The following is a 24,396-nucleotide window of genomic DNA, read 5'->3' on the forward strand; positions in this document are numbered from 1 at the left end:
CGGCATGGGCGAGACCAGAAGGGAAACCCACCAGCTCAAAGTCGGCGGTGGATGGGACGCCCGAACCGACGGCCGCAACGTCGAAGAGGTCGTCAACTTCATCAAGGGCTTCAACGTCGGCAGCATCACCGGCGCGGCCGACGCCTACAAGAACGCCCACGCGGCGGTCGAGAAGGCCAGGGAGGACATCAAGGCCCAGGCGTACAAGCTCGCCGAGGTGTGGGAGGGCAAGGCCTCGGTCGAGGCTCAGCGGGGGCTGTACCAGCTCTACCAGACGATGGGCGAGCTGGCCGCCAAGCTGAAGGCGATGCACACGCCGCTCGACAACCTCGGCAACGTGGTCCGCCAGCACCAGGCGTTCATCGACGACACCTGGAAGGGTGTCATGCCGACGTGGGCGAACCAGTCCATCGGCAGCTGGAACGACAGCGTGCCCGACGTCTACAGCGCCTACACGGGCTACTACAACGGCGACGGCAAGGAGGCGAACGACGCCAAGACGGACTTCGGGTCCCAGGACGAACTCGCCGGCCTCCACCTTCGGACCTTCGGCAACGATCTGGCCCACGTCTACAACGCCATGCCGGAGAAGGTGGACACCAGCCTGCGCGACCTCACAACCCCGAAGCCCAACCTGGAAACACCGCCACCGATCACCTACCCGCCCGGCGCCCAGCCGACGGGGACCTCTCCGGGCAACGGCCCGTACAACGACCCGTACAACGGCCCGTACGGCGGTCCCAGCAATCCGTCGAACCCGATCGTCGCCCCGTACAACCCGGACACGTCCGGCCCGAACACGCCCGGCCTGAACGATCCCGGCCTCATCGACCCCATCGGCACGGACCCGAACGGGCCCAACCCGCCCGTCGGCACCACCCCCGGCACGGGCGCCACACCGCCGATCCACGGCGAGGGCCTCAACCGGAACCCGGCGACGGACATCCCCGACCCCAACACCAGCCTGGCCGACTACAACCCGTCCACCACCGGCCACACGCCCCCGAACACGACGAACCCGCTGTCCACCACGACCGGCACCACCCCGAACGGGACCACCCCCACGAACGGCTTCACCCCCACCACGAGCGGCTACAACGCGACGACCGGTAACACCCCCAGGGCGTCGACGGGGCTCACCCCCGGCGCGTACGGCGGCGGCGGCCGCGGCGCCTCCGGCCTGCCCCAGGCCACCACCATCAGCACCCGCGCCGGCACCGGCATGCCGCCCTTCATGCCCATGGGCGGCATGGGAGGCGCCGGCGGCGGTGGCGAGAACCAGGAGCGCGAGTCCACGACCTGGCTGCACGAGGACGACGACCTGTGGGGCGACGACACCGGCTCGGTGAACAGCAGGATCGGCTGACGTGACCTGACCGGCGCCGACCTGACTCGACCTCGCCTGGATTGGACCCGGACGGTCCGACCTGGCCTCGACGGCCTGGCCTGGCCTGACCGGCGCAGCAGACGGCGCCCGTCCATCCCCTGACGGGTGTCAGGGGTCGCCGGGGAGAGCGGCCTGGACGGGTGTCACCGTTCCGGCCGTCACCAGGAACCCCCGTCCGGGCGGCCCGCCGACCGTGCCGCGGGGTAACCGGATGGTGAACAGGTCGCCGTCGGCCTGACTCTGCACCGACAGGAGCAACCCGGTACGGGACTTGCGGGTCTCGGCGGCGAACCCGCGGTAGGCGACGGCCAGGTCACCGGTCGTACCGGCGATGAGCAGCCCGTGGTCGCCGTCCCTCCCCGACCTGAGCACCTCCTCCAGTGCCGTGCCCATGGGGGAGTCGGGATTGACCAGCTCCGCGTCGTCCACCAGCACCACGAACCGGCTCAGGTCGGCGACCAGCTCGGCGAGGCCGGCCGCGTCGCCGTCGAGCACCGCCAGCGCCCCGTCCAGATCCCGCAGCGGGCTGCGCCGCGGCGTCACGGCGATCACCGGAGTGCCCCGTGCGATCAGTGACCGGGCCGCCGTGAGCAGGGCGGACGATCGGCCGGAGCGCGACGGGCCCGCGATCACCGCGCCGGGACCGTACCCCAGCAGGTCGAGCCCGAGCGGGGAGAGTGCGTCACCGCCCGCCCCGACGAGCGCCCAGAGCGGCGACGGCGGCGTGAACGCCGGATCGAGATCCAGCGCCTGGGCGGCGGTGATGCGCATGGGCAGGGGGTCCACCCGCAACGGCGGCTCGCCCTCCCACAGCCAGACCCGGCTCAGCGGCTCTCCCGCCCCCACCCTCCGACGCCCGCCCACGCCTTCCCCGCCCATGCCCATCGCCTCGCCGGAGGCGTAGCAGGCGCGGGAGAGGGCCTGAAGCGCGGCCACCTGCGCCGGCCCCGAGGGGTCGGGGCTGAGCAGGGCGACCTGATGCTCGACGATGCCGTGCTCGCCCATGGACAGCGCGCGGCCCGGCGGCATGGACGCGGGCAGTCCCTTGAGGGGAAAGCCGGCGAGGCCGTAATCGGACGGATCGGTGAGACGCAGCAGCAGGCGGTCGTCGAACACCGTCGACACCTGGCCGAGCAGCCCCGAGCGGTCGCTGGTCACCACCGCCCGGAAGCCGACCGCCGGACCCTCGCGCATCAACTGGAGCAGGGACTCCAGCAGGCGGCCGTAGTCGTAGCCCTCGAACGCGGCGACGAACCCCTCCCAGCGGTCGAGCATGAACACCAGCCAGGGGAGGCGGTGACCGGCCTGGCGGTACTCGGCGAGGGAGGAGTGTCCGGCCTCGGCGAGGAGTTGCTGACGGCGGGCGATCTCGTCACGGAGCCGGGCCAGGAGGCGTTCGACCCGGTCGAGCTGGTCACGGGTGACGACGGCGCCGCAGTGCGGCATCGCGATCAACGGCAGCAGGGCGCCGGAGCCGCAGTCGACGGCATGCAGGTGCACGTCCGACGGAAGGGTGTGGGCGGCGATCGAGCCGGCGATCGTGCGCAGGACGGTGGACCGGCCGCTGCGCGCCGACCCGGCGATGAGCAGATGGCCGCCCTGGGGCAGGTCGAGCGCGAGAGCCCGGCGATCCTGCGCCCACGGCCGGTCGGTGAGCCCGAACGGCAGCGCGATCGTCTCGCCGGACCCGTCAGCCGCCCCCGAACCCGGGACGCCGGGCTCGACCACGGTGATCGACGACCTCTCCGCCCCGGACGCCGCGAGGCCGGGGAGCCCGAGGACCGCCTGAGCGGGCAGCGGCTCCAGCCATGGGCGGGGTTGCGCGGGGACGCCCGCGACGCGAGCGGCCTCGATCAGGGCGTCGGCGAGGATCGACAGGTCGGTGACCGATGACTCGTCGGCGCTCTGCGGCGGCGCGGGCAGCGGCCTGCCGAGGCCCGCCCACCCCACCTCGACCACGCGCACGTTCGCCTGCGGACGCGCGGGCTCCCAAGGCGGTCCGGCCAGTCCTGGGTGGTCGCCTCGCGAGGGCTCCCATGCGGGTCCGGTGAGCCCGGGACGGTGGCCGTGGGCGGGGCCCTGGGAGGGGTCGGCGGGAGGCGGGACATGGGGTGAGGGCGGGGGGATGGGCAGGGGCGCGCGGCCGCCCACCCTGGCGGCCTGCACCGCCGTCGGGCGGCCCGCGCCCGATCGCACGTAGCAGCGCCCGGGGGTGGACTTGGAGATGTGCGCGGCGTCCGGGGTGTCGATGACGTCGGCCGACTCGGCCGGCTCGGTGACCCGCAGCGCGATCCGCAGCGACGTGTTGGCCTGGATGTCGGCCGTCACCACGCCCGCCGGCCGCTGGGTGGCGAGGATCAGGTGGATGCCCAGGGAACGGCCGCGCCGGGCGATGTCGACCAGGCCCGCGACGAAGTCGGGCAGCTCCGCCACCAGCGCCGCGAACTCGTCGATGATGAGCACCAGCCGTGGCAGCGCCACCGGACCCGCGTAGTCGTCGAGGTCCTTGGCGCCCACCGCGAGCAGCAGGCGCTCGCGGCGGCGGATCTCGGCGGCCAGCGAGTCGAGGGCGCGCTGCGTCAGGTGGCCGTCGAGGTCGCTCACCATGCCGACCGTGTGGGGCAGGCGGGTGCACTCCTTGAAGGCGGCGCCGCCCTTGTAGTCGATCAGCACGAACGTGAGCTGGTCGGGCCGGTTGGCGACGGCCAGCGCGCAGATGAGCGTCTGCAGCAGCTCCGACTTGCCCGCGCCGGTGGTGCCGGCGATCAGCGCGTGCGGGCCGTCGACCCGCAGGTCGACCGCGAACGGGCCGTCGGGGTCCATGCCGATCACCGCTTCGGTGGAGCCCCGGTCGCGCCACCTGGCGGCCAGCTCGCCGCCCGTGGCGGCGCGCAGGCCCAGCAGGTCGAGCAGGCGTACCGCGTCGGGCAGGTCGCCGTCGGTGTCCTGCCTGCTGACGTCCCGGATCGGGGCGAGCGCCCTGGCCAGCCGGTCGCACCAGGACGGTGACACCTGGTCGGTCAGCACGGCGCCGATGAGGTCGAGGCCGGCGCCGCGCAGCACCACCTGGCCGTCGGGTCCGCACGCCGCGACCGTGGCGCACTCTTCCGGCAGCAGCCGCTGGTCGTCGTCCACGGCGACCGTGTAGACGCCGGCCCGCGGCCCCTGCCGCAGCACCTGCGGCATGCCCGGCAACCCTCTCAGGGCCTGGGCCCCGTCGACGACGACCAGCACGTCGTACGGGCGGGTGTCGAACGCGGCGAACGCCGGAGGCTCCGGCCCGCCCAGGTCGTCCCAGCCCGTCGGGATCTTGCCGAGCTCGGGGATCGCGGTGTTCTGGCGCTCGTCGATGAGCGCGGCCAGCTCGCCGACCCGCCGGGCCGCCGACTCCGGATCGGCGCTGATCAGCGCGACGCACTCCTCACCGCCGCGCGGGGCACAGTGGGGCAGCCAGCGGGCCCACCCCCAGCGGCGCTCGCCGTCGGGGTGCGCGGAGAGGATCACGATGGTCAGGTCGCGCGGGCTGTGGAGGGTCGCCGCCTGGCCGACCAGCCACCCGGCCAGGCCGGTGGCGTCGTCGCGGGGGCCGGTGACGCCCGCGACGCCGAGCCTGCGCATCGGCAGGCACACCGGCACCGCCCGGCACACGGGCGGATCGATCGAGCCGCCCTGCTCCTCGCTCAGCTCCAGGTTGGCGGGCAGGTCGGCGAGCCCGATCCGCAGCCGGAGCGCGTCGTCGTCGTGGATCCTGCGCTCCCACAGCCGCCTGCGCGGGCCGATGGCGGTCAGCAGCACCTGGGCCGGGTCGGGCGAGTCGGACCGGCGCCGCCGCTCGTCCTCGGCCCTGGCGGCCTCCACCTCCTCGTCGTAGGCGGCCAGCAGCGCGCGGTATTCCTTCATCGCCTTGCGATGCTGTTTCTTGCCGTGGCGGCGGTCGCTCCACCACTGACCGACCATGATGACCGGCGTCATCAGCGCGAACAGCAGGAAGTACCACTGGTTCAGCACGTACGCGAGCGTCACGCCGATGACGGCGGGCAGGAACGCGGCGAGCAGCTGCAGCCGCATCCCCTCGGCGCGGACGGGCTCCTTGGGCTTCTTGAACGTGCGCCTGCCGTCCGGGCGGCGCAGCCGCGGCGGCCGGTTGTAGGCGACGCCGCCCTCCAGCCGGGGGGTCAGGTGGGCGTCGCGGGGCTCGACGGCGGTCAGCGTGAACAGCGACGAGCCGCAGGCGAGCAGCGTGTCCTCCGGCCACTCGACGGCCTCGCCCAGCGGCCGGGCACCCAGCTCGGGCGGCGGCCTGCGCGCCTCGGCGGCGAACGCGGCGGCCTCCCGCTCCGCCACCCGGGCGGAGAGCTCGGCGACCTCGTCGGCCCAGCGGCCCTTGAGCTTGATCCGCGCCTGCTCGGGAGCCGTGCGCAGGGCGCGCTCCACGGTGATGGACTCGGGGGTCACACGGACGATCACCGCCTCGGGGGCGAGAGCGGGATCGGCCACCACGATGGCGCACAGAGGGTCGGCGCCGATGACGTGGGCGCCGAGCCCGAGCCGGTGCACCGCGCCGGCGGCGGGGCCGCCGACCACCCGGATCTCCGCGATCCCGGCGGGCTCCTCGACGATCGTCGCCCGGGCCAGCCGCTCGTCGAGGGTGACCTTGTCGCCGTCGTGCAGCACGGCCTTGGCGAGGGCACGCGGGTCGAGCGGCCGCCCGTTACGCCAGAGCGCGGCGCCCTCCCGCACGGAACCGGTGGAACCGGACCCAGGTGAACCGGACCCGGACCAGTCGGACGGGGGCGAACCGGAGGCGGGCCAGTTCGGCCCGGGACGGGCGGGGCCTGCTGGGGGAGGGGGGCGGTGGCCGTTGCCGGGGGCGCGCCTGCCCGGGCCGCGGCCGGGGAGCGCCGGCCCGCCGAGCGGCCCGGCGGACGCCGGTGACGACATGCCGTACGGGGCCCTGGCCCGGGGCAGGCGGACGACGGGGGCGAGCGGCTCCCGGTCGCCGAGGGCCGCGCTCACCGTGGCCACGGTGGCATCGTCGTCGCCGTCGAGCACGACGTCACGGTCGCCCTGCTCGCCGAGCACGGTGAGCCTGATCCGCATGGGCCGTCTCCTCGGTCGGATTCGGGCGCCAAGGTAACGCCCGGAGCGAGGCTAGGCCCTCAGGTTGACGGCAATGGCATGGATTCCCGGCCCTGTGGATAACCGGCACCGGCGATGGAGCAGCTTAAAGGGATAAATCGCAAAAAATCCCGTATTAAAGGACTGAGCCATAACCCAACGCCATATATCTAGATCAATCCCAGCCGTCAACCTGGTAGAAACAATAGGCATTGATTATGGCTGGTTGACACACGGAGTCCTGCGAAACCAGCATGGTTCCCCGCAATCGCCCCCCACCCCCGCAACGCGATGCACATAATGGGCGAGAATTCACCAATTCATCCTGGGAGCCCGATTGAGGACCAGTGAAAAACCCGCCGTAAACACGGCCGGGTTGTCAGGCCCGGCCTCGCGCAAGCTTCCCGTGCCGCCGCGCGAGCGCAAGCCTGCCCTGGCCGCCCTCGCCGTGCTCCTCATCCTGGGCGGCGCGCTGGCCACCACCCTGCTCGTGCTGCGCAGCGGCGACCGCGTCTCCGCGATCCGCATCACCCAGCAGATAGGCGCGGGCCAGCAGTTCACCGCCGACGCCCTGGAGGAGGTCCAGGTCGCCGACACCGGCGTCGACTTCGTCAGCTGGTCGCAGCGCGAGCAGGTGCTCGACAGCTTCGCGGCCGTCACGATCCTGCCGGGCACCCTCCTGACGAACGCGATGGGCGTCAAGGAGAGCGCCGAGCTGGGCCCCGGCAGGGCCATGGTGGGCCTGGCGCTCAAGCCCGGCCAGATGCCCTCGGGCCTGCGTGACGGGGATCGCGTCCAGGTGGTGTACGTCCCGGCCCGCGGCAGCGCGGACGAGAGCCGCGTGCTCGCGCAGAACGCCCTGGTCCACAGCGTCGGCGAGCGCGGCAGGACCGGCGCGGGCGGCCAGGTCACCGTGATCGTCGACACCCAGGTCTCACCGGTGGTGGTCCGTTACGCCTCCAGCGGCGAGATCGCCGTCGCCGAGTTGCCGGGAGCGCGCTGAGGTGGCCCTGATCGTGCTGGCCGCAGACAAGGGCGCGCCGGGGGTGACGACCGCCGCGACGGCGCTGGCCGCGGTGTGGCCGCGCCCGGTGCTGCTGGCCGAGTGCGACCCGGCAGGCGGCGACCTGGCCTACCGGCTGCCGGCCGCCGACGGCGGCGTGCTGAACCCCGGCAAGGGCCTGCTCACACTCGGCGCGACGGCCCGGCGCGGCCTGGACCCCGCGCAGATCCCGGCGCACACGCAGAAGATCATCGGAGGGCTGGACGTGCTGGTCGGCCTGACCCACGGCGAGCAGGCGGCCGGGCTCACCTGGCTGTGGGGCCCGCTCGGGCGCGCGCTGGCCGGCATCCACCAGGCCGACGTGATCGCCGACTGCGGCCGTCTCGGCGGCTGCCCCCAGCTCGGCGACCTGATGGCCGAGGCCGACCAGGTGATCCTGCTCACCCGCGCCACCCTCGACCACGTCGCCCACCTGCGCGAGCGCCTGACGATCAGCAAGGCCCACGGCGTCGTGGTGATCGCCGATCCGCGCACCTACCGCGCCTCCATCGAGGACGTGCGCCGGATCGTCGGCCCGTACGTCGGGTTCGTCCACGGCCTGGCCCACGATCCGAAGGGCGCCGAGCTGCTGCGCGGCCAGTGGGGCGGCAGGCTCGACCGCTCGCTGCTCATCCGTACCGCACGCGACCTCGCCGGACGGCTGGTGAGCCATCGATGATCGACCACGCACTCGTCAAGAGATTCCGCCAGGAGGTCGGCGACCGGCTGGCCCACCAGCGCAGGCTCGACCAGGCCAACGGCATGCCGCCGATGACCGGTGAGGACGAGCGCCAGTTCGCCAGGGCGCTGATCTCGCAGGTGCTGGAGGAGCACGCGCGCAGCGAGATCGGCCTCGGCCGCACCCCGCCCACCGTCGAGGAGGAGGAGGCGCTCGCGGCCGGCATCCACGCCGCGCTGTTCGGCGTGGGCCGCCTGCAGCCGCTGCTCGACGACCCCGAGGTGGAGAACATCGACATCAACGGCTGCGACCGGGTCTTCGTCGGCTACGCCGACGGCCAGGAGCTCATGCACGACCCGGTGGCCGAGTCCGACGAGGAGCTGACCGAGCTGATCCAGATCCTCGCCGCCTACTCGGGGCTGTCGAGCCGGCCGTTCGACACCGCCAACCCGCAGCTCGACCTGCGCCTGCCCGACGGCTCCCGGCTGAGCGCGGTGATGGACGTGACGGTCCGGCCGGCGGTGTCGATCAGGCGCGCCCGGCTGGGCAAGGTGTTCCTCTCCGACCTGGTCGGCAACAACACGATCAGCCCGGAGATCGGCCGGTTCCTGACGGCCGCCGTGGCGGCCAGGAAGAACATCATGATCGCCGGCTCGACCAACGCCGGCAAGACCACCCTGCTGCGCGCGCTGGCCAACGAGATCCCGCCGGGCGAGCGGCTCATCACCGTCGAGCGCGCCCTGGAGCTCGGCCTGGACCAGTTCGCCGAGCTCCACCCGAACGTGGTCGCCTTCGAGCAGCGCCTGCCCAACTCCGAGGGCCAGGGCGAGATCACCATGGCCGAGCTGGTCCGCAGGTCGCTGCGGATGAACCCGAGCCGCGTCATCGTCGGCGAGGTCCTCGGCGACGAGATCGTCACCATGCTCAACGCGATGACCCAGGGCAACGACGGCAGCCTGTCGACCATCCACGCGAACTCCAGCATGGAGGTCTTCAACCGCATCGCCACCTACGCGCTCCAGGCCGGTGAGCGGCTGCCGATCGACGCCACCCACATGCTCATCGCCGGCGCGATCGACTTCGTCGTCTTCATCGAGAAGCGCAACGACTACCACCGCGGCGGCACCCTGCGCCGCTACGTCTCCAGCATCCGCGAGGTCAACGGCTGCGACGGCCGCGTGCTGTCCAGCGAGATCTTCATCCCCGGCCCCGACGGCGCGGGGGTGCCGCACGCGCCGGTCTCCTGCCTGGAGGAGCTCATGGCGCACGGCTATCACCCGGGAGGCTGGTGACCATGCCGGGGCTCGACCCGCTCGCCCTGCTGACCGGCGCCGCCACCGGCGGCGGCCTGTTCCTGCTCGTGATCTCCCTGTACGGGATGCGCCCCCGGCCCTCGAAGCCCCGGCGCCACCTCGTCCAGACGCTGACCACCCGCACGGCCGTGGCGGCCGTCGCGTCCCTCGCGGTCCTGCTGGTCACCGGCTGGCCCGTGGTGGCGGCCGGCACGGTGCTGCTGGTGTTCGCCTGGCGCGGCCTGTCCGGCGGCGCCGCCGAAGAGCGGGCCGCCATGCGCCGCCTGGAGGCGCTGGCCGCCTGGACGGAGTCGCTGCGCGACACCATCGCCGGCGCCGCCGGGCTGGAGCAGGCCATCCCGGCGTCCATCCGGGCCGCCGCGCCCTCACTCCGGCCCCACCTGCGCGCGCTGGTCGACCGGCTGCACACCAGGATGGCGCTGCCCGACGCGCTCGGCCGGTTCGCCGACGACCTCGACGACCCGTCCGCCGACCTGGTCGTCGCGGCGCTCGTGCTGAACTCGAAGCTGCGCGGCCCCGGCCTGCGCGACGTGCTCGGCGCGCTGGCCGTGTCGGCCCGCGAGGAGCTCGACATGCGCCGCCGCGTCGAGGCGGAGCGCCGCGCCACCCGCCGCAGCGTCCAGATCGTGGTGATCACCGCGCTCGTCTTCGCGGCCCTGCTCGTCGTCTTCAACCCCTCGTACGTCGGCGAGTACGACGACGCGCTCGGCCAGGCCGTGCTCGTCGTGGTCGCCGGCCTGTTCGGCGCCGGGTTCGCCTGGATGCGCAGGCTGGCCAGGTTCGACAAGCCCACCCGGCTGCTGATGGGAGGCGACCATGGTTGAGGGCGTGCTGGCCGGCGGCCTCACCGGCCTGGGCCTCTTCCTGCTCGTACGGGCGATCTTCCCGGCCCGGCCCGGGCTGGTGGCGCGGCTGCTGGCGCTGGACGCGGTCCGCGAGAGCGCCGACGCCCCGCGTGTCAGCCTCCTGCTGCCCGAGGAGGAGGTGGGCGCGTTCCGCCGCGGTCTCGGCGCGCGGCTGGCGGCGCTGTACGCGGCGCGCGGCTGGGAGGTCCGGTCGGTCAAGGCGGACCTGGCGCTGGTGGGCCGCTCGTTCGAGGGCTTCCTGGCGACCAAGGCGCTGCTGGCGGCCGGCGGGCTGCTGGCGTTCCCGCTGCTGTTCGGCTGGCTGCTGCTGATGGGGCTGGGCACGTCGCCTGCGGTCCCGTTCTGGGTGGCGGTGCTGGCGGCGGCGGTCTTCTTCTTCCTGCCCGACCTGCAGGTCCGCAAGGAGGCGGCGGCTCGCCGGCGCGACTTCCGTCATGTGGTCGGCGCGTTCCTCGACCTGGTGTCGATGAACCTCGCGGGCGGCCGCGGCGTGCCCGAGGCGCTGATGATGGCGGTCTCGGTCAGCGGCGACCAGCCCAACTGGGCGATGGCCCGCATCCGCGACGCCCTGAGCGGCGCCAGGATCGTCGGCATCACCCCCTGGCAGGCGCTCGGGCAGCTCGGCGAGGAGATCAACATCGACGAGCTGCGCGACCTGTCGGCGGCGCTCGGGCTGGTCGCCGACGACGGCGCCAAGGTCCGCTCCTCGCTCACCGCGCGGGCGGCGACGCTGCGCCGCCGCGAGCTGGCCGAGATCGAGGGCCGGGCGGGCGAGCGTTCCCAGTCGATGCTGGTCGCCCAGCTCCTGCTCTGCGCCGGCTTCGTGATCTTTCTCAGTTTTCCCGCCGCTATGAAGATGTTGGGGTCCTGAATGAACCATCCGTGGATCATCTACGCCGTCGCGCTGCTGCACGTGCGCATCCACCGCGCCCGCACCGCCCCGAGCCGCGGCGCCTCCGCCGTGGAGTGGGTCATCATCACGGCCATCATCGCCGGGGTCGCGCTCGGTCTCGCCACGCTGATCAGAGGGCTCGTCGAGAGCAAGCAGGCCGAGATCGAGGGCAATTTCGGCGGTGGCGGTGGCGGTGGCGGCGAGTGAGCCGCCGGGGACGGCGCGACGGCGGCGCGACCGTGGTCGAGCTGGCCCTGCTGATGCCCGTCGTCCTCGCCGTGGTGCTGCTCATCGTGCAGGTGGCGCTCTGGTTCCACGGCCGACAGGTCGCCGAGGCCGCCGCCCGGGAGGGCGCCCGCGTGGCCCGTGCCGCCCCCGCCGACTCCGGCGGCTGGGAGGGCGAAGCCGAGGCGCGGGCCAGAGAGGTCGTCACCGCCATCGGCCCGCGGCTGCTGTCCGGCGCCGACGTGACCACGGCTGAACGCGAACCCGACGAGCGGCACGTCACCGTGACGGGCAGCGCCGTCCAGGTCATCCCGCTGCTGCCGGAGCTGGCCTTCACGATCACCGCCACCGCCGGCGGCCCGGTCGAGTGCTTCCGCCCCGACGACGGCGGGGAGGAGTGCGGATGAGCGGCCGGGACCGCGGTTCCATGGCGGTCGAGACCGTGCTGCTGGCCCCGGTCTTCGTGCTCTTCCTGCTGTTCCTGGCCGGGGCCGGGCGGCTGGTCGAGGCCCAGGGCGAGGTGAACGGCGCGGCCAGGGACGCCGCCAGGGCCGCCTCCGTCCAGCGCACGCTCGACGAGGCCGGCTCGGCCGCCGACGAGATCGCCGCCGCCGCGCTCGACGGGCAGTGCGCGGCGCCCGCCGTCTCGCTCGAAGGCTCCCGCTGGGAGGAGGGCGGCGAGGTGCGCGCCGAGGTCACCTGCGAGCTCGACCTGGGCTTCCTCGGGTTCGGCGCGGCCAAGAGCATGACCGGCACCGCGGTGGTGCCGCTGGAGCAGTTCAGGAGGGTCGAGTGAGGCGGCGCGATCGCGGGTCGATGTCGGTGTTCACCGTGCTCTTCTCCGTGGTGGTGTTCCTGCTGGCCGGGCTGCTCGTGGACGGCGGGGCGGCGATCAACGCCCGGCTGCGCGCCGCCGACATCGCCGAGCAGGCCGCCAGGGCGGGCGCCGACCAGGTCGACGTGGACCAGCTGCGCGAGACCGGCCAGGTCCGGCTGCTGGGCGAGGACGAGGTGTGCGCGCGGGCCGGCGAGGTGCTCGAAGCGCACGGCGACGACGGCGTCGCGGCGGAGAGGTGCGCCATCCAGGACGAGCAGGTCGTGGTCGCCGTCCGGGTGCCCTGGACGGCCTTCTTCCTGGGCGCGATCGGCTTCTCCGGCTCCGGCATGGTGGCGGAGGCCGCGGCGGCGCCCGAGGCGCGGTGAGTCAGACCGATTCCGGCCGGTCGGTGGAGAACGGACCGGCGAGTCGGGACGCTGGACGTGAGAAAGGGAGTGGTGATGCCAGGTCCGGCCCAGCACGCGCGCGGACGGACGCCCGCCCGGGCTCCCGCGCGCATCCCTGCCAGACGCCGCCTCGGCGACGTGCTGGCCGGGCTCGGCGCGCTCGCGCTGCTGCTGGCGCTCGTCGGCGGCGTGCCGTACGCGCTGCTGGTGTTCGTCGGGCCGCCGATCGGCCCCGAACTGCTCGACCTGGATCTGCTCACCGCCCGCGTCGGGCCCAGCACGATCACGGCGCTGCTGGTCCTGTTCGTCTGGCTGGCCTGGCTGCAGCTGTTCGCGTGCGTGGTGGTCGAGGTGTACGCGGGGGTGCGCCGGGTCGGGATGCCGGCCAGGGTGCCGCTGTCCGGCGGCACTCAGGTGCTGGCCAACAAGCTCGTCACGGCCGCGCTGGTGCTGTTCACCACGGGCGCCGCGGTCGCGCCGATCGCCAGGCTGGCCGGGCCGCCGCCGACCATCCCTCCGGTGACGGCGGTCGCGTTCACGGCCCCGGTCGTGGAGCAGCAGGTGGTCGACAACCAGCGGACCAAGAAGGTGTACGTGGTGCAGCCGCCGCACGGCCGTCACCACGAGAGCCTGTGGGAGATCGCCGAGAAGTGCCTCGGCGACGGGCGGCGCTACCCCGAGATCTTCCGGCTCAACCAGCACAAGGAGCAGCCCGACGGGGCTCGGCTGCGGATGGCCGACCTGATCAGGCCCGGGTGGGTGCTCGACATGCCCGACGACGCGCGCAACACGCACCTCGTGCCCGCCAACCAGGCCAGGGCGCAGACCCTCAAGGAACACCCGGGCCCGCCCAAGAAGGACCGCCCGGCCGACGTCGACCAGCGGCAGGGCGAGCAGGGGAAGGGCGGCCAGGGGAAGAGCGAGCAGGGGAAGGGCGAGCAGGGGAAGGGCGACCAGCGCTCGGGTGACCAGCGCGAGCGCGGCTCCGGAGACCAGCGGCAGGGCGACCGGGGTTCCGGCGACAGGACCGGCGCTGACCAGCACGGCGACCAGAACGGTAACGGCCACGGCGACCAGCAGGCGGGCGGCTCGGCCCTGCTGGACGTCCTGTCCGGGGCGTCGCTGGCCGCCGCCGGCCTGCTCGCCCTGCTCGCCGTGCGCCGGCGCGAGCAGCTCTGGCGCCGGCTGACCGGCCACCGGGTCGCGCGCCCGCAGGGCGACGCCGCCGACGCCGAGGTGGCGCTCCGGCTGGGCGCCGACAAGCCCGGCGCCCGCATCCTCGATCTCGGGCTCCGGCTGCTCGGCGCCGAGCTGGGCGCGCGGGGCCGCACCCCGCCCACCGTCTACGCCGCCCACCTGTCGGCGCGCTCGCTCGACCTGTGGGTCCACCCGCCCGACGAGCACCCGCCCGCCCCGTGGACCGCCGACGACGGCGGCCAGGTGTGGCGGCTGGCCGCGCAGGAAGGCCGCCTGCTGGACGACCAGCGGGGCGGGGCCCCGTACCCCGGGCTCGTGTCGATCGGGACCGACCGGAGCGGCCGGGTGCTGGTGGACCTGGAGGCGGCGCAGGGCCTGATCAACATCCGCGGCCCGCAGACCACGGCGGCGCTGGCCGCGCTCGCCGTGGAGCTGGCCACCAACCGGTGGTCCGACCGTATGCGGGTCACGCTCGTCGGGTTCGGCGAGGAGCTGACCGCGATCGCACCCGACCGGGTCAGGGCCGTCGGCGGGCTGGCCGAGGTGCTGCCGGAGCTGGAGGCGGGCGCGTCCCCGCGCCGGGAGGTGCTCACCGGCCGGATCAACGGACGCCCCGGCGTGGCCCACTACCTGCTGTCGGCTGTGGCGCCGACCCATGACGAGGCCCGCCGCCTGGCCCTGCTCGCCAGGAACGACTCGGCCGGGTACGTGGTCGCCGGCGACGTGCCGCACGCCACCTGGACCTGGGAGATCACCGAGGACGGCCTGGCCAGGCTGCCCGAGCTGGGCTTCGAGGTGAGAGCGCAGCTGCTGCCGCGCCGCCACTACCGGGCGCTGGTCGACCTGTTCCGCACCGCCGGCCGGGTCGACGGCGAGCGCATCCCCGGCCCGGAGCCGTTGACGGACCTGCGCCAGCCCGCGGTCGAGATCAGGATTCTCGGCCCTGTCGAGGTCGTCGGCCCGCGGCCGCTCGAAGAGGGCCGCATGGCGCTCGCCGCCGAGCTGCTGGTCTACCTCGCCACCCATCCGGGCGGCGTGCACCCGGTCGTGCTCGGCGGCGTGCTGTGGCCGCGCGGCGTGCAGCCCATGGTCAGGGACGCCACGATCGCCCGCGTCGTCGCCTGGCTCGGCCCCGAGCACCTGCGCGAGGACGAGTCCGGCCGGCTCTCGCTCGGGCCCGGCGTCCGCACGGACTGGGCGCTCTTCCGCGAGCTGGTACGGCGCTCGCACGGCGACCAGCTGGCCAGGACCGTGCTGCTGGAGAAGGCCCTCGGCCTGGTCAGGGGCCCGCTGCTGACCGGCAGGCCGCCGGGCCGGTACGCCTGGCTGGCGGCCGACGCGCTGGAGTACGACGTGGTCGCCGAGGTGGCCGACGCGGCCCGCCGCCTGTGCGAGATCCGGCTCGCCGAGGGGGAGCCGGACGCCGCCATCGCCGCCGTACGGGCCGCGTTGCTGCTGGCCGGCGACGACGAGAGCCTCTGGCGCGACCTGCTGCGCGCCGCGCACGCGACCGGCGACCTGGCCCGGCTGCGGGCCGTCATCGAGTGGCTGACCCGGCGGGCCGCCGGCGGCCTCGCCCCGGAAACCGAGGCGCTCATCGACGAGCTGCTGCCGTCGTGGCGCGTCCACCTCGTCAGGGAGTCCACGGCATGAAGACGATCACGGCCTTGCTCGCGTCGCTGCTGCTGGCAGGCTGCGGGCAGGCCGCCGAGCGGCCCTACCAGCCGCGCGAGGAGCCGGCCCCGGCCACCGGCGCGGCCGGGCCGTCGCCCACCCCGACTCGGGAGACGTCCGACCGGCCGGCGGCGTCGGACCGGCCGGCCTCCGTCGACGTCGGCGACCTGCGGGTGCGGATCGACTGGCCCGGCCAGGACACCGCGCTGCTGCGGCTGTTCCCCGACTACTACCTGGCCAAGTACCGGGCGGTCTTCTCCGGCGACGACGGCCACCTGCGGCACGCCGACCCGATGTTCCGGGAGGAGGCGATCCGCTGGGTCCGCGAGTTCACCGACGGGGGGTACGCGGTGGCCGGCCGGTCGCGGCTCTACCGGCTGAAGGTGAACGCGATCGTCGGCCGGGGCGCCGAGGTCGACGTCTGCGTGGACGAGACGCGGATGAAGGTCGTCACCGGCGCGGGTGAGCCGGTCACGCCGCAGCCCACCTCCATCCGCACCCCCTACCTGCAGCGGATGCTCGCCCGCAAGGACGACGACGGCAGGTGGCGGATCAAGCAGATCGCCTACGGCACGGAAGGATGCGGCCGATGAGACCGCTGATCGCGATGATCGTCGCCGGAACGCTGCTGGCCGGCGCCGCTCCCGACCCGCCGAACGAGGAGGCGAAGGTCAGAGGCACCCAGCAGGGCCGCACCGCCGGGGTCGTGCTGGAGCACTCGAAGATCCGCATCACCGGTGACGTCGGCAACGGCCGCAACGACGGCTACACGATGAGAAGCCCCTGCTGGTACGAGCCGGGCCTGGACGCGGAGAAGATGTTCGAGCAGATGTCCGACCCGGTGGCCAACCGGGGCCGGGCGCAGGCCGACGAGGAGGGGTTCCGCTCCTTCATCCAGCAGTTCAAGGACAAGGTGGGGCAGCCGGGGCTGTGGTGGTCCCCGGCGTACAACAGCGGCGACCCGAGGGGCGCCGCCTGCTGGGCGGGGCTGCAGCAGTTCGTGTTCGTCCCCCCCGGCGAGACGCCGCCGAGCGGGATCACGTTCCAGGAGCTGGCCGAGATCGCCAGGGCCGCGCTGACGGTGCCCGAGGGCACGGTCGCGCTGAACCCGGACGCCAAGAGCTACGTCAACCTGCCGACGTTCGTCTGGCTGGAGGGCGTCGGCGACACCACCCGGTCGGTGACCGCGACGCTGCCGGGCGTCATGAGCGCCACGGTGACGGCGACGCTGCGGGACATCCGGATCGACGCGGGCACCGGCTCCGACCGGGCCGAGGTGCGGGAGAAGGACTGCGGGGCCGCGGGCCGGCCGTACGCCCGGGGGGCGGAGTTCACCTGCGGGGTGCGTTACCTGCGCGCCTCGATCGACCGGCCGCGCCAGGTGTACGAGCTGACGGTGACCAGCGTGTGGCCGGTGACGGTGACGGGCGGAGCCGGCATCCAGTTCGACCCGATCGAGGTGGAGGTGTCCAGGGACGTGCCGGTCGGCGAGGTGCAGAGCAACGTCCGCCCGTGAGCCCCGGGGCCGTGCCGACCGGGCCCGGTCCCGCACCGTTCCGCACGGTCAGCGGCGGCCCGACTCGTGCCCGAGCAGCCACTCCTTGACGGCGACGCCGTAGTAGTAGCCGCCGAATCCGCCCGTGCTGGGCAGGACGCGGTGGCAGGGCACGAACGGGGCGATGAGGTTCCGGGCGCAGGCGCCGCCCGCCGCTCTGGCCGCCGACCTGGGCAGCCCCGCGCGTTCGGCCAGTTCGGCGTAGGTGACGGTGGTGCCCGCCTTGACCTCGCGCAGGGCCTGGTGCAGCGCCCGGCGGAGGGGCGAGCCCGGCTGCTCGGCCGGGATGGCGTCGAGGGCGTCGAGGTCGCCCGCGAAGTAGTCGCGCACCGCCCGCGACGCCGGGCCGAGGTCGTCGACCACGGTCAGGCCCTCGGCCTGGACGGCGGGAGCGAGCCTGGTGAACATCTCCTTGGGCTCGGGGGTGAAGCCGGCCGCGACGAGCACACCGTCGCGGACCAGCACGGACAGCTCTCCCACCGGCGTGGGCAGGACCTGTGCGTCGATCATCGATGACTCCAGAGGTGCAGGGCGGCGTAGGCCCGCCAGGGCCGCCACCGTTCGAGGTGATCCTTCGGGATGCCCAGCTCGGCCATGCGCCGGTCCAGCACCAGGTCGCCGGTGGGCCAGGCGTCGGGGTCGCGCAGCGCGCGCAGGGCGATGTAGCCGGCGGTCCACGGGCCGATGCCGGGGACCGCGAGCAGTGCCTTGACCGCCTCGGCGGGCTCCTGGCCGCCGTCGAGGTCGATCAGGCCGCCGGCCACGCGGGTGGCCAGCTCTTTCAGGGTGACGACGCGCCTGCCGGTCAGCCCGAGTCCGGTCAGGTCGGCGTCGAGCAGCCCGGCGGCGGTGGGGAACAGGCGCCCGTCGCGCCCGGCCCGCTCGACCAGGCGGCCCAGCAGGGTGCGGGCGCCCGCCACGGAGATCTGCTGACCGACGACGGCCCGTACCGCCAGCTCGAACCCGTCGAACGCGCCCGGCACCCGCAGCCCCGGCCTGGCCGCGACGAGCGGGCCCAGCGAGGTACGGCCGAGCACGTCGCGGACGGCGTCCGGGTCGGCGTCCAGGTCCATCAGCCGCCGGCAGCGGGCCACCACGCGGGCGAGGTGCCGCGTGTCGTCGACGGTCACGTCCAGCGCCAGATGGCCGGGGCGCGGGGTGAGCGTGATCGTGCCGCCGGGGACGGCCCTGCTGTACGCGTGCTCGTCCGCGGTCTCCAGCCCGGGGATCGCGCGGGCGGCCAGGAACGTCAGGACTCCGGCCACGTCGTACGGTTCGCGCCGGTGCAGCCGCAACCGCAGCGACGCCGCTCCGGGAGCCCCCTGGCCGGTGGCGGGCGCGGGCCCGCCCGCGGTGGCGCGCAGCTCGCTCGGCGGGAAGCCGTACGTCTCGCGCATGGTGGCGTTGAACTGGCGGACGCTGCCGAACCCGGCGGCGAACGCCACGTCCGTGACCGGCAGCGCCGTCTCCGTCAGCAGTTGCTTGGCCAGCAGCAGCCGCCTGGTCCTGGCCACCGCCAGCGGCCCGGCGCCGAGTTCGGCCACGAACAGCCGGTGCAGGTGGCGCTCGGTGATGTGCAGGCGTCTGGCCAGGCCCGAGACGCCGTCCTCGTCCGCGGCCCCGTCGTCGATCAGTCGCAGGGCCCGGCCGACGAGGTCGCCGCGGGCGTCCCAGCCGGGGTCGCCGGGGGAGAGCTCGGGCCGGCAGCGCTTGCAGGGCCGGAACCCCGCGGCCTCCGCCGAGGCGGCATGCCGGTAGAATCGCACGTTCCTGGCGGCCGGCGTGCGGGCCGGGCAGATCGGACGGCAGTAGATGCGCGTCGTCTTCACCGCCGTGTAGAACCGCCCGTCGAACCGGGCGTCCCGCGCCGAGGCGGCCCGGTAGCAGGCGTCGAAGTCGAGCTCCAGAGGAGACATACCTCTGAGACTATGCCTGCTCACCGGTGGCGACTGGCGGGAATCGGACCTCAGTGCGGGGTCCCGGTCTGGCGGCTATTTGGACGAGACGCCCACCCCCAGGTCGAACTCGCGGTAGACGCGCGCCCAGAACCCGTCGCGCAGCCAGACCCGCGCCTCCGGGTAGGGCCGCAGCGAGTGGCCCAGCTCCTTCTCCGCCTCGATCAGCAGCTCGGTGTCGATCACGGTCGGCAGGATGGGGCCGGGCAACAGGTCGCGGATGTTGTCGCGGCCCCGCGTCAGGATCCACTTCTGCGCCACGTGCTCGCCCACGTCCTCCACCCGTGGCCGGCTCGGCCCGAGCTTGGCGACCTGGCCGGGCTTGACGTGCGGCTTGACCGGGGAGCGGCCCGCGAACACCTGAGCGGGCGACGGCGCCGCCGCGGGCGGCGGGACCGCCACGGGCTGCGGAGCACGGCTGAAAAAGGGCCTCAGGAAATCAGCGTTGATCACTTCGACGGTGTCGGACTCCCAGACCAGGCGCTCGGCCTGGTTGGTGCCGTAGGGCGGCTCCACCCCCCACAGATGGATGCGCACCCCGTACGCCTGCGCGGCCTCGACGGCGGGGACCATGTCCTCGTCGCCGGCCAGCAGGATGGTGTCGGTCACCGCGTGGTGCCTGGCCAGCGCCTCCAGGTCGCTCCTGATCTGCGCGTCCACGCCTTTCTGCTGGCCGCGCGCGTTCAGGTTGCCCAGGCGCACCTTCACCCAGGGCAGCTGGGCGATGACGCGCTGGTCGACGGTGGGCACGCGGTCACGGGCGGCGTCATACCAATAGATCCGCAAGAGCTCACCAGAAATACGTTCCTCTGCATGTTTCTGAAGACTCTGGATGAGCTCATCCGCGGCCACACGATATTCCTTGCGTTCCTTCGCTCCAAGCAGCACTTCCCCTGCGGCAGCGTAGAGATATCCGACGTCCACCAGGACGGCGTACTTCGCTGCCACAGGGTGCGGCACCAGGTCTGGGATGGCCATGATGTCCTCCAGGCCGCGGCGTTAGTTGATCGGCCGACTATATACGCCTACTTTCTCTAGATAGTCCCAACTCCCGAGGAGATTGACACCCGATTCCCGGGATCGATCTAGGGCAGGGCGCTCATCCGCCAAGCCGCCTTCCCCGAGGTGAGCGGCTTACGCATGGTTCTTGCTGGGTTTCTCCACGATTGTGTACGGGTTCGCGACGGCGACTCCGGGGCGGCGGGCCGGGCCGCGAGGACGGCCACCAGAGCGGCGATCTCTTCGGGCGTGGCGTCGCCGCGCACGATGCGCAGGTGGGGACGTGATGGTTCGGTCACAGCGGGATGTTCCCATGCTTCTTGGGCGGCAGGGTGGCGCGCTTGTTGCGCAGGGCACGCAGCGCCTTGACGATCTGCGCGCGGGTCTCGGAGGGGCGGATCACGGCGTCCACGTAGCCGCGCTCGGCCGCGATGTAGGGGTTGGCCAGCGTGTCCTCGTACTGGGTGACCCGCTCGGCGCGCTCGGCGTCGGGGTCGTCGGCGGCGGCCAGCTCGCGGCGGTAGAGGATGTTGACCGCGCCCTGCGCGCCCATGACCGCGATCTGCGCGGTGGGCCAGGCGAGGTTCACGTCCGCGCCGAGGTGCTTGGAGCCCATGACGTCGTACGCGCCGCCGTACGCCTTGCGGGTGATGACGGTGACCAGCGGGACGGTCGCTTCGGCGTAGGCGTACAGCAGCTTGGCGCCGCGGCGGATGATTCCGTTCCATTCCTGATCCGTACCGGGGAGGAAACCCGGCACATCAACAAAAGTCAGGATTGGGATATTGAAGGCATCACATGTTCGAATAAATCGAGCGGCCTTCTCGGATGCGTCGATATCCAGACATCCGGCGAAATGCATGGGCTGGTTGGCGACGACGCCCACCGGCCGCCCGTCCACCCGCCCGAACCCGACGACGATGTTCGGCGCGAAGAGCTCCTGCACCTCCAGGAACTCCCCGTCGTCGAGCACGTGCTCGATCGCCCGGCGCATGTCGTACGGCTGGTTGGCCGAGTCCGGGATCAGCTCGTCCAGCTCCGCGTCGGGCTCGAGGTCCTCGGCGGCCTCGTACGCGGGCGCCTCGTCCAGGTTGTTGCTCGGCAGGTAGGACAGCAGAGCCTTGACGTACTCCAGCGCGTCGGTCTCGTCGGCGGCCTGGTAGTGGGCCACCCCCGACCTGGTGTTGTGCGCGTGAGCCCCGCCGAGCTCCTCGAACGTGACCTCCTCGCCGGTGACCGTCTTGATCACGTCGGGGCCGGTGATGAACATGTGGGAGGTCTGGTCGACCATGACCACGAAGTCGGTCAGCGCGGGGGAGTAGACGTGGCCGCCGGCCGCCGCGCCCATGATGAGCGAGATCTGCGGGATCACGCCGGAGGCGTGCACGTTGCGCTTGAAGATCTCGGCGTACAGGCCGAGCGCGACCACGCCCTCCTGGATGCGGGCGCCACCGCCCTCGTTGATCCCGATGATCGGGCACCCGGTCTTCAGCGCCATGTCGATCACCTTGACGATCTTCTCGCCGTACACCTCGCCGAGAGACCCGCCGAACACGGCCACGTCCTGTGAGAAGACGCACACCTGGCGGCCGTCGACGGTGCCGTAACCGGTGATCACTCCGTCGCCGTAGGGGCGCTTCTTCTCCAGCCCGAACATGGTCGACCGGTGCCGGGCGAACTCGTCGAACTCCACGAACGAGTCCTCGTCCAGCAGCGCGAGCACCCGCTCGCGGGCGGTCATCTTGCCCTTGGCGTGCTGTTTCTCGACCGCGGCCGCGGACCCGGCGTGCACCGCCTCGTCCCGCCGTCGCTCAAGATCAGCGATCTTCCCGGCCGTTGTGTGGATGTCCGGCATCGCCGGCATGGGTTCCGCAGCGCTCATGCGCGCAAGGGTAAACCCTGCTCATAGAGTGGTCGCATGAAGGATGCCGTTCGCACGACCGGCCTGTTCAAGAGGTATGGCGCGCAGGTCGCCGTCGCGGGGGTCGACCTGGTGGTGCCCGCGGGCAGCTTCGCCGGTCTGGTGGGGCCCAACGGAGCGGGCAAGACCACCACGCTGAGCATGATCACCGGACTGCTCCGGCCCGACGGCGGTCACGTGGAGATCGACGGCTTCCACGTCTGGCGCGACCCTGTCGAGGTCAAGGCCCGCATCGGCGTGCTGCCCGAAGGACTGCGGCTGTTCGAGCGGCTCTCCGGCCGCGAGCTGCTCCTCTACAACGGCAGGCTGCGCGGCATCCCCAAGGCCGAGGCCGAGCGGCGCGCCGCCGACCTGCTGCAGGTCATGGACCTGGCGGACGCGGCCGACAAGCTCGTCGTCGACTACTCCACCGGCATGCGCAAGAAGATCGGCCTGGCCGCCGCGCTGCTGCACAACCCGTCCGTGCTCTTCCTCGACGAGCCGTTCGAGGGCGTCGACCCGGTCAGCGCCAATACCCTCACCGAGGTGCTGCGCGGCTTCACCGCCTCCGGCTCCACCGTCATCTTCTCCAGTCACGTCATGGACCTGGTCGAGCGGCTGTGCGACTGGGTGTCGGTGATGGACCACGGCCACATCGTCGCCCAGGGCCCGCTGGAGCGGGTGCGCGGCGGGCGCAGCCTCAACGAGGCCTTCCTGGAGCTGGTCGGCGGCACGCGGACGGGCGAGTCCCAGCTGTCCTGGCTCGGGCGGCGTGACGAGCCGTGACGACCGTACGGCTCTTCGCCGAGCTCAAGCTCCGCCTGCTGGCCGGCAACCTGCGCGGCGACCTCGAACGCAAGCTCGGGTTCGTCTTCACGCTCGTCGTGGCCGTGCTCGCGGCCGGGGTCGGCTTCTTCCTGATGGGCCTGATCCGGCTCGCGCCGCCGGACGTCGCCGCCGACCTCGTCATCGTGGTGTTCACCCTGTTCCTGGTGGCGTGGATGACCCTGCCGCTGATGGCGTTCGGCCTGGACGACACCCTGGACCCGGCGCGGCTGGCGCTGTTCCCGCTGCCCACGTCGCGGCTGGCCGTCGGCATGTTCACCGCCTCGGCCACCGGGGTGTGGCCGACCGCCTCTCTGATCGTCACCGCCGGCGCGCTGGTCGCGCTCGCCTCCGGCGTCGGCGGCTTCCTGATCGGCACGCTGGCCGTGCTGCTGCAGTTCGCGCTCTGCCTGGTCGCCTCCCGGCTGGTGACCACCTCGCTGTCCGGCGCGCTGCGCAGCCGGCGCGGGCGCGACGTGCTGGCGGTCGCCGCGATCGGCGCGGTGCTCCTGTTCCAGCTGCCCAACCTGCTGATCGGCAGGGACCTGAGCGACCCGGTGGCGCTGCTCCACGGGGCCGCGCAGGTGCTGCGCTGGACGCCGTCCGGCCTGGCCGCCCACGCCATCGCCGACGGCGGCTGGGCCGGCCTGGCCGAGCTGGCCGCCGTGGCTCTCGTGGTCGTCGCCGCCGCCTGGCTGTGGATCAAGTCACTGAACCGCGCCCTGGTCACCACCGACGCCTCCAACCCGGCCGCCTCCGTACGCCGCGACAGCGGGCTCGTCGACCGGCTGCTGCCCGACGGGCCGCTCGCGGCCGTGGTCACCAAGGAGCTCAAGTACATGCGGCGCGAGCCCCGCTACCGCGTCGTGTGGTTCTCCGCGGTGGTGCTGACCGCCGTGCTGGCGATCTCGTTCGGCGGGGGCGGCGGGGGCGGCGGCCCTTCCGGCCCTGCCGTGCCGATCGCGCTCACCGCCTTCGGCGGGCTGCTGGTCACGATGCAGCTGTGCAACGCGTTCGGCATCGACGGCCGCTCCCTGTGGATGAACGCCGTGGCCATCGGCTCCGAACGCGGCCTCAGCGTCGACCTCGCGGGCCGCCACCTGGCCGGCGCGGTCGTCGGGATCCCGATCCTGGTGGCCGTCGCGGTCATCACCGGAGTGCTGACAGGCGGCACCGGCGGCATCGTCTGGGCGGTGCTCGCGGGCCTCGGCGTGCTCGGCATCGGGTTCGGCGTGGGCTCCGTCACCAGCGTCGTCATCCCGTACACGGTCCCCGAGCGGCTCAACGCCTTCACCGGCGCCGCGCCCGGCCAGGGCGGACTGGCGTTCGCCTCCTCCATGGGCGCGACGGCCGGGATCGTCCTGCTGACGCTGCCGCTCCTGGTGCCGATGCTCTTCGGCCTGCTCTGGGTGTGCGCGCTCGCTCCCTTCTACGGGCTGGCCGCCGAGGTGCTCGGACGCAGGCTCGCCGCGCGGATCGGCTTCGCCAGGATGCCGGAGATGCTGGCCGCCGTCTCGAAGCCCGCCTGACCAGTGGTCTAGTCCA

The 24,396-nt window shown here is 73.2% G+C and carries 21 protein-coding genes; 15 read left to right on the plus strand and 6 right to left on the minus strand.

Translation table 11 applies throughout. The features are described from left to right. Positions 1 to 4: 4 nt before the first annotated feature. A complete protein-coding gene (locus ACQEUU_RS08575; RefSeq protein WP_433062591.1) occupies positions 5 to 1,366 on the plus strand; it encodes a WXG100 family type VII secretion target in 1,362 nt (453 codons plus the stop codon). A gap of 129 nt (positions 1,367 to 1,495) precedes the next feature. On the opposite strand, the gene ACQEUU_RS08580 is transcribed toward ACQEUU_RS08575, so the two are convergent. Next, positions 1,496 to 6,487: an FtsK/SpoIIIE domain-containing protein gene (locus ACQEUU_RS08580; protein WP_433062593.1), complete on the minus strand. Its 4,992-nt coding sequence runs from the start codon at positions 6,485 to 6,487 to the stop codon at positions 1,496 to 1,498. A gap of 394 nt (positions 6,488 to 6,881) precedes the next feature. Here ACQEUU_RS08580 and ACQEUU_RS08585 point away from each other — a divergent pair, with 394 nt between their 5' ends. The 12 genes from ACQEUU_RS08585 to ACQEUU_RS08640 all read left to right on the plus strand — a co-directional run bounded on the left by ACQEUU_RS08585 (position 6,882) and on the right by ACQEUU_RS08640 (position 17,133). Next, complete coding sequence (locus ACQEUU_RS08585) at positions 6,882 to 7,508, plus strand: hypothetical protein (RefSeq protein WP_433062595.1); 627 nt, start codon at positions 6,882 to 6,884, stop codon at positions 7,506 to 7,508. Position 7,509: 1 nt separating this feature from the next. Then, positions 7,510 to 8,226: a hypothetical protein gene (locus ACQEUU_RS08590; RefSeq protein ID WP_433062597.1), complete on the plus strand. Its 717-nt coding sequence runs from the start codon at positions 7,510 to 7,512 to the stop codon at positions 8,224 to 8,226. Continuing rightward, on the plus strand, positions 8,223 to 9,518 hold the full coding sequence (locus ACQEUU_RS08595) for a CpaF family protein (RefSeq protein ID WP_433062600.1): 1,296 nt from the start codon (positions 8,223 to 8,225) through the stop codon (positions 9,516 to 9,518). The genes ACQEUU_RS08590 and ACQEUU_RS08595 overlap by 4 nt, the downstream gene beginning before the upstream one ends. Before the next feature lie 2 nt (positions 9,519 to 9,520). Then, on the plus strand, positions 9,521 to 10,363 hold the full coding sequence (locus tag ACQEUU_RS08600; protein ID WP_433062603.1) for a type II secretion system F family protein: 843 nt from the start codon (positions 9,521 to 9,523) through the stop codon (positions 10,361 to 10,363). After that, positions 10,356 to 11,276 carry a type II secretion system F family protein gene (locus tag ACQEUU_RS08605; RefSeq protein ID WP_433062606.1) on the plus strand — a complete coding sequence of 307 codons (921 nt, stop codon included), beginning with the start codon at positions 10,356 to 10,358 and terminating at the stop codon, positions 11,274 to 11,276. The genes ACQEUU_RS08600 and ACQEUU_RS08605 overlap by 8 nt, the downstream gene beginning before the upstream one ends. Beyond that, positions 11,277 to 11,504 (plus strand): hypothetical protein, encoded by a 228-nt coding sequence (locus tag ACQEUU_RS08610; RefSeq protein WP_433062608.1) that lies wholly within the window; start codon positions 11,277 to 11,279, stop codon positions 11,502 to 11,504. It begins immediately after the preceding gene. Beyond that, entirely contained in the window at positions 11,501 to 11,929 is a 429-nt protein-coding gene (locus ACQEUU_RS08615; RefSeq protein ID WP_433062611.1) for a TadE/TadG family type IV pilus assembly protein, read from the plus strand. The genes ACQEUU_RS08610 and ACQEUU_RS08615 overlap by 4 nt, the downstream gene beginning before the upstream one ends. Continuing rightward, on the plus strand, positions 11,926 to 12,318 hold the full coding sequence (locus tag ACQEUU_RS08620; protein ID WP_270156145.1) for a TadE family protein: 393 nt from the start codon (positions 11,926 to 11,928) through the stop codon (positions 12,316 to 12,318). Before ACQEUU_RS08615 ends, ACQEUU_RS08620 begins: the two co-directional genes overlap by 4 nt. Then, a complete protein-coding gene (locus ACQEUU_RS08625; protein ID WP_433062615.1) occupies positions 12,315 to 12,725 on the plus strand; it encodes a pilus assembly protein TadG-related protein in 411 nt (136 codons plus the stop codon). Before ACQEUU_RS08620 ends, ACQEUU_RS08625 begins: the two co-directional genes overlap by 4 nt. 75 nt (positions 12,726 to 12,800) lie before the next feature. Further along, complete coding sequence (locus ACQEUU_RS08630; protein ID WP_433062618.1) at positions 12,801 to 15,596, plus strand: BTAD domain-containing putative transcriptional regulator; 2,796 nt, start codon at positions 12,801 to 12,803, stop codon at positions 15,594 to 15,596. Beyond that, positions 15,593 to 16,210: a hypothetical protein gene (locus tag ACQEUU_RS08635; RefSeq protein ID WP_433062621.1), complete on the plus strand. Its 618-nt coding sequence runs from the start codon at positions 15,593 to 15,595 to the stop codon at positions 16,208 to 16,210. Before ACQEUU_RS08630 ends, ACQEUU_RS08635 begins: the two co-directional genes overlap by 4 nt. Continuing rightward, the gene (locus ACQEUU_RS08640) at positions 16,207 to 17,133 is read left to right on the plus strand and encodes a hypothetical protein (protein ID WP_433062624.1); all 927 of its coding nucleotides are present in this window, start codon (positions 16,207 to 16,209) and stop codon (positions 17,131 to 17,133) included. The genes ACQEUU_RS08635 and ACQEUU_RS08640 overlap by 4 nt, the downstream gene beginning before the upstream one ends. Before the next feature lie 48 nt (positions 17,134 to 17,181). Here ACQEUU_RS08640 and ACQEUU_RS08645 read toward each other — a convergent pair whose 3' ends face one another. The 5 genes from ACQEUU_RS08645 to ACQEUU_RS08665 form a co-directional block, all read right to left on the minus strand. Then, complete coding sequence (locus ACQEUU_RS08645; RefSeq protein ID WP_433062627.1) at positions 17,182 to 17,682, minus strand: methylated-DNA--[protein]-cysteine S-methyltransferase; 501 nt, start codon at positions 17,680 to 17,682, stop codon at positions 17,182 to 17,184. After that, complete coding sequence (locus tag ACQEUU_RS08650; RefSeq protein WP_433062630.1) at positions 17,679 to 19,088, minus strand: AlkA N-terminal domain-containing protein; 1,410 nt, start codon at positions 19,086 to 19,088, stop codon at positions 17,679 to 17,681. The genes ACQEUU_RS08645 and ACQEUU_RS08650 overlap by 4 nt, the downstream gene beginning before the upstream one ends. 75 nt (positions 19,089 to 19,163) lie before the next feature. Beyond that, positions 19,164 to 20,105: an NYN domain-containing protein gene (locus tag ACQEUU_RS08655; RefSeq protein ID WP_433062633.1), complete on the minus strand. Its 942-nt coding sequence runs from the start codon at positions 20,103 to 20,105 to the stop codon at positions 19,164 to 19,166. 107 nt (positions 20,106 to 20,212) lie between these two features. Beyond that, entirely contained in the window at positions 20,213 to 20,425 is a 213-nt protein-coding gene (locus ACQEUU_RS08660) for an acyl-CoA carboxylase subunit epsilon (RefSeq protein ID WP_433062636.1), read from the minus strand. After that, positions 20,422 to 22,008: an acyl-CoA carboxylase subunit beta gene (locus tag ACQEUU_RS08665; RefSeq protein WP_433062638.1), complete on the minus strand. Its 1,587-nt coding sequence runs from the start codon at positions 22,006 to 22,008 to the stop codon at positions 20,422 to 20,424. Before ACQEUU_RS08665 ends, ACQEUU_RS08660 begins: the two co-directional genes overlap by 4 nt. A gap of 36 nt (positions 22,009 to 22,044) precedes the next feature. Here ACQEUU_RS08665 and ACQEUU_RS08670 point away from each other — a divergent pair, with 36 nt between their 5' ends. Continuing rightward, positions 22,045 to 22,812, plus strand: a complete 768-nt coding sequence (locus ACQEUU_RS08670; RefSeq protein ID WP_433062641.1) for an ABC transporter ATP-binding protein — start codon at positions 22,045 to 22,047, stop codon at positions 22,810 to 22,812. Continuing rightward, a complete protein-coding gene (locus ACQEUU_RS08675) occupies positions 22,809 to 24,380 on the plus strand; it encodes a hypothetical protein (protein WP_433062644.1) in 1,572 nt (523 codons plus the stop codon). Before ACQEUU_RS08670 ends, ACQEUU_RS08675 begins: the two co-directional genes overlap by 4 nt. Positions 24,381 to 24,396 lie beyond the last annotated feature (16 nt).

Origin of the sequence: Nonomuraea sp. CA-218870, assembly GCF_050936535.1 — a bacterium.
Classification (GTDB): Bacteria; Actinomycetota; Actinomycetes; order Streptosporangiales; family Streptosporangiaceae; genus Nonomuraea; species Nonomuraea corallina.

Excerpts from the sequence above, each read along its gene's own strand:
- ACQEUU_RS08575 (WP_433062591.1), top strand. The coding sequence starts at position 5 with ATGGGCGAGACCAGAAGGGAAACCCACCAGCTCAAAGTCGGCGGTGGA.
- ACQEUU_RS08580 (WP_433062593.1), bottom strand. The coding sequence starts at position 6,487 with ATGCGGATCAGGCTCACCGTGCTCGGCGAGCAGGGCGACCGTGACGTC.
- ACQEUU_RS08595 (WP_433062600.1), top strand. The coding sequence starts at position 8,223 with ATGATCGACCACGCACTCGTCAAGAGATTCCGCCAGGAGGTCGGCGAC.
- ACQEUU_RS08600 (WP_433062603.1), top strand. The coding sequence starts at position 9,521 with ATGCCGGGGCTCGACCCGCTCGCCCTGCTGACCGGCGCCGCCACCGGC.
- ACQEUU_RS08605 (WP_433062606.1), top strand. The coding sequence starts at position 10,356 with ATGGTTGAGGGCGTGCTGGCCGGCGGCCTCACCGGCCTGGGCCTCTTC.
- ACQEUU_RS08610 (WP_433062608.1), top strand. The coding sequence starts at position 11,277 with ATGAACCATCCGTGGATCATCTACGCCGTCGCGCTGCTGCACGTGCGC.
- ACQEUU_RS08620 (WP_270156145.1), top strand. The coding sequence starts at position 11,926 with ATGAGCGGCCGGGACCGCGGTTCCATGGCGGTCGAGACCGTGCTGCTG.
- ACQEUU_RS08630 (WP_433062618.1), top strand. The coding sequence starts at position 12,801 with ATGCCAGGTCCGGCCCAGCACGCGCGCGGACGGACGCCCGCCCGGGCT.
- ACQEUU_RS08635 (WP_433062621.1), top strand. The coding sequence starts at position 15,593 with ATGAAGACGATCACGGCCTTGCTCGCGTCGCTGCTGCTGGCAGGCTGC.
- ACQEUU_RS08640 (WP_433062624.1), top strand. The coding sequence starts at position 16,207 with ATGAGACCGCTGATCGCGATGATCGTCGCCGGAACGCTGCTGGCCGGC.
- ACQEUU_RS08645 (WP_433062627.1), bottom strand. The coding sequence starts at position 17,682 with ATGATCGACGCACAGGTCCTGCCCACGCCGGTGGGAGAGCTGTCCGTG.
- ACQEUU_RS08650 (WP_433062630.1), bottom strand. The coding sequence starts at position 19,088 with ATGTCTCCTCTGGAGCTCGACTTCGACGCCTGCTACCGGGCCGCCTCG.
- ACQEUU_RS08655 (WP_433062633.1), bottom strand. The coding sequence starts at position 20,105 with ATGGCCATCCCAGACCTGGTGCCGCACCCTGTGGCAGCGAAGTACGCC.
- ACQEUU_RS08665 (WP_433062638.1), bottom strand. The coding sequence starts at position 22,008 with ATGAGCGCTGCGGAACCCATGCCGGCGATGCCGGACATCCACACAACG.
- ACQEUU_RS08670 (WP_433062641.1), top strand. The coding sequence starts at position 22,045 with ATGAAGGATGCCGTTCGCACGACCGGCCTGTTCAAGAGGTATGGCGCG.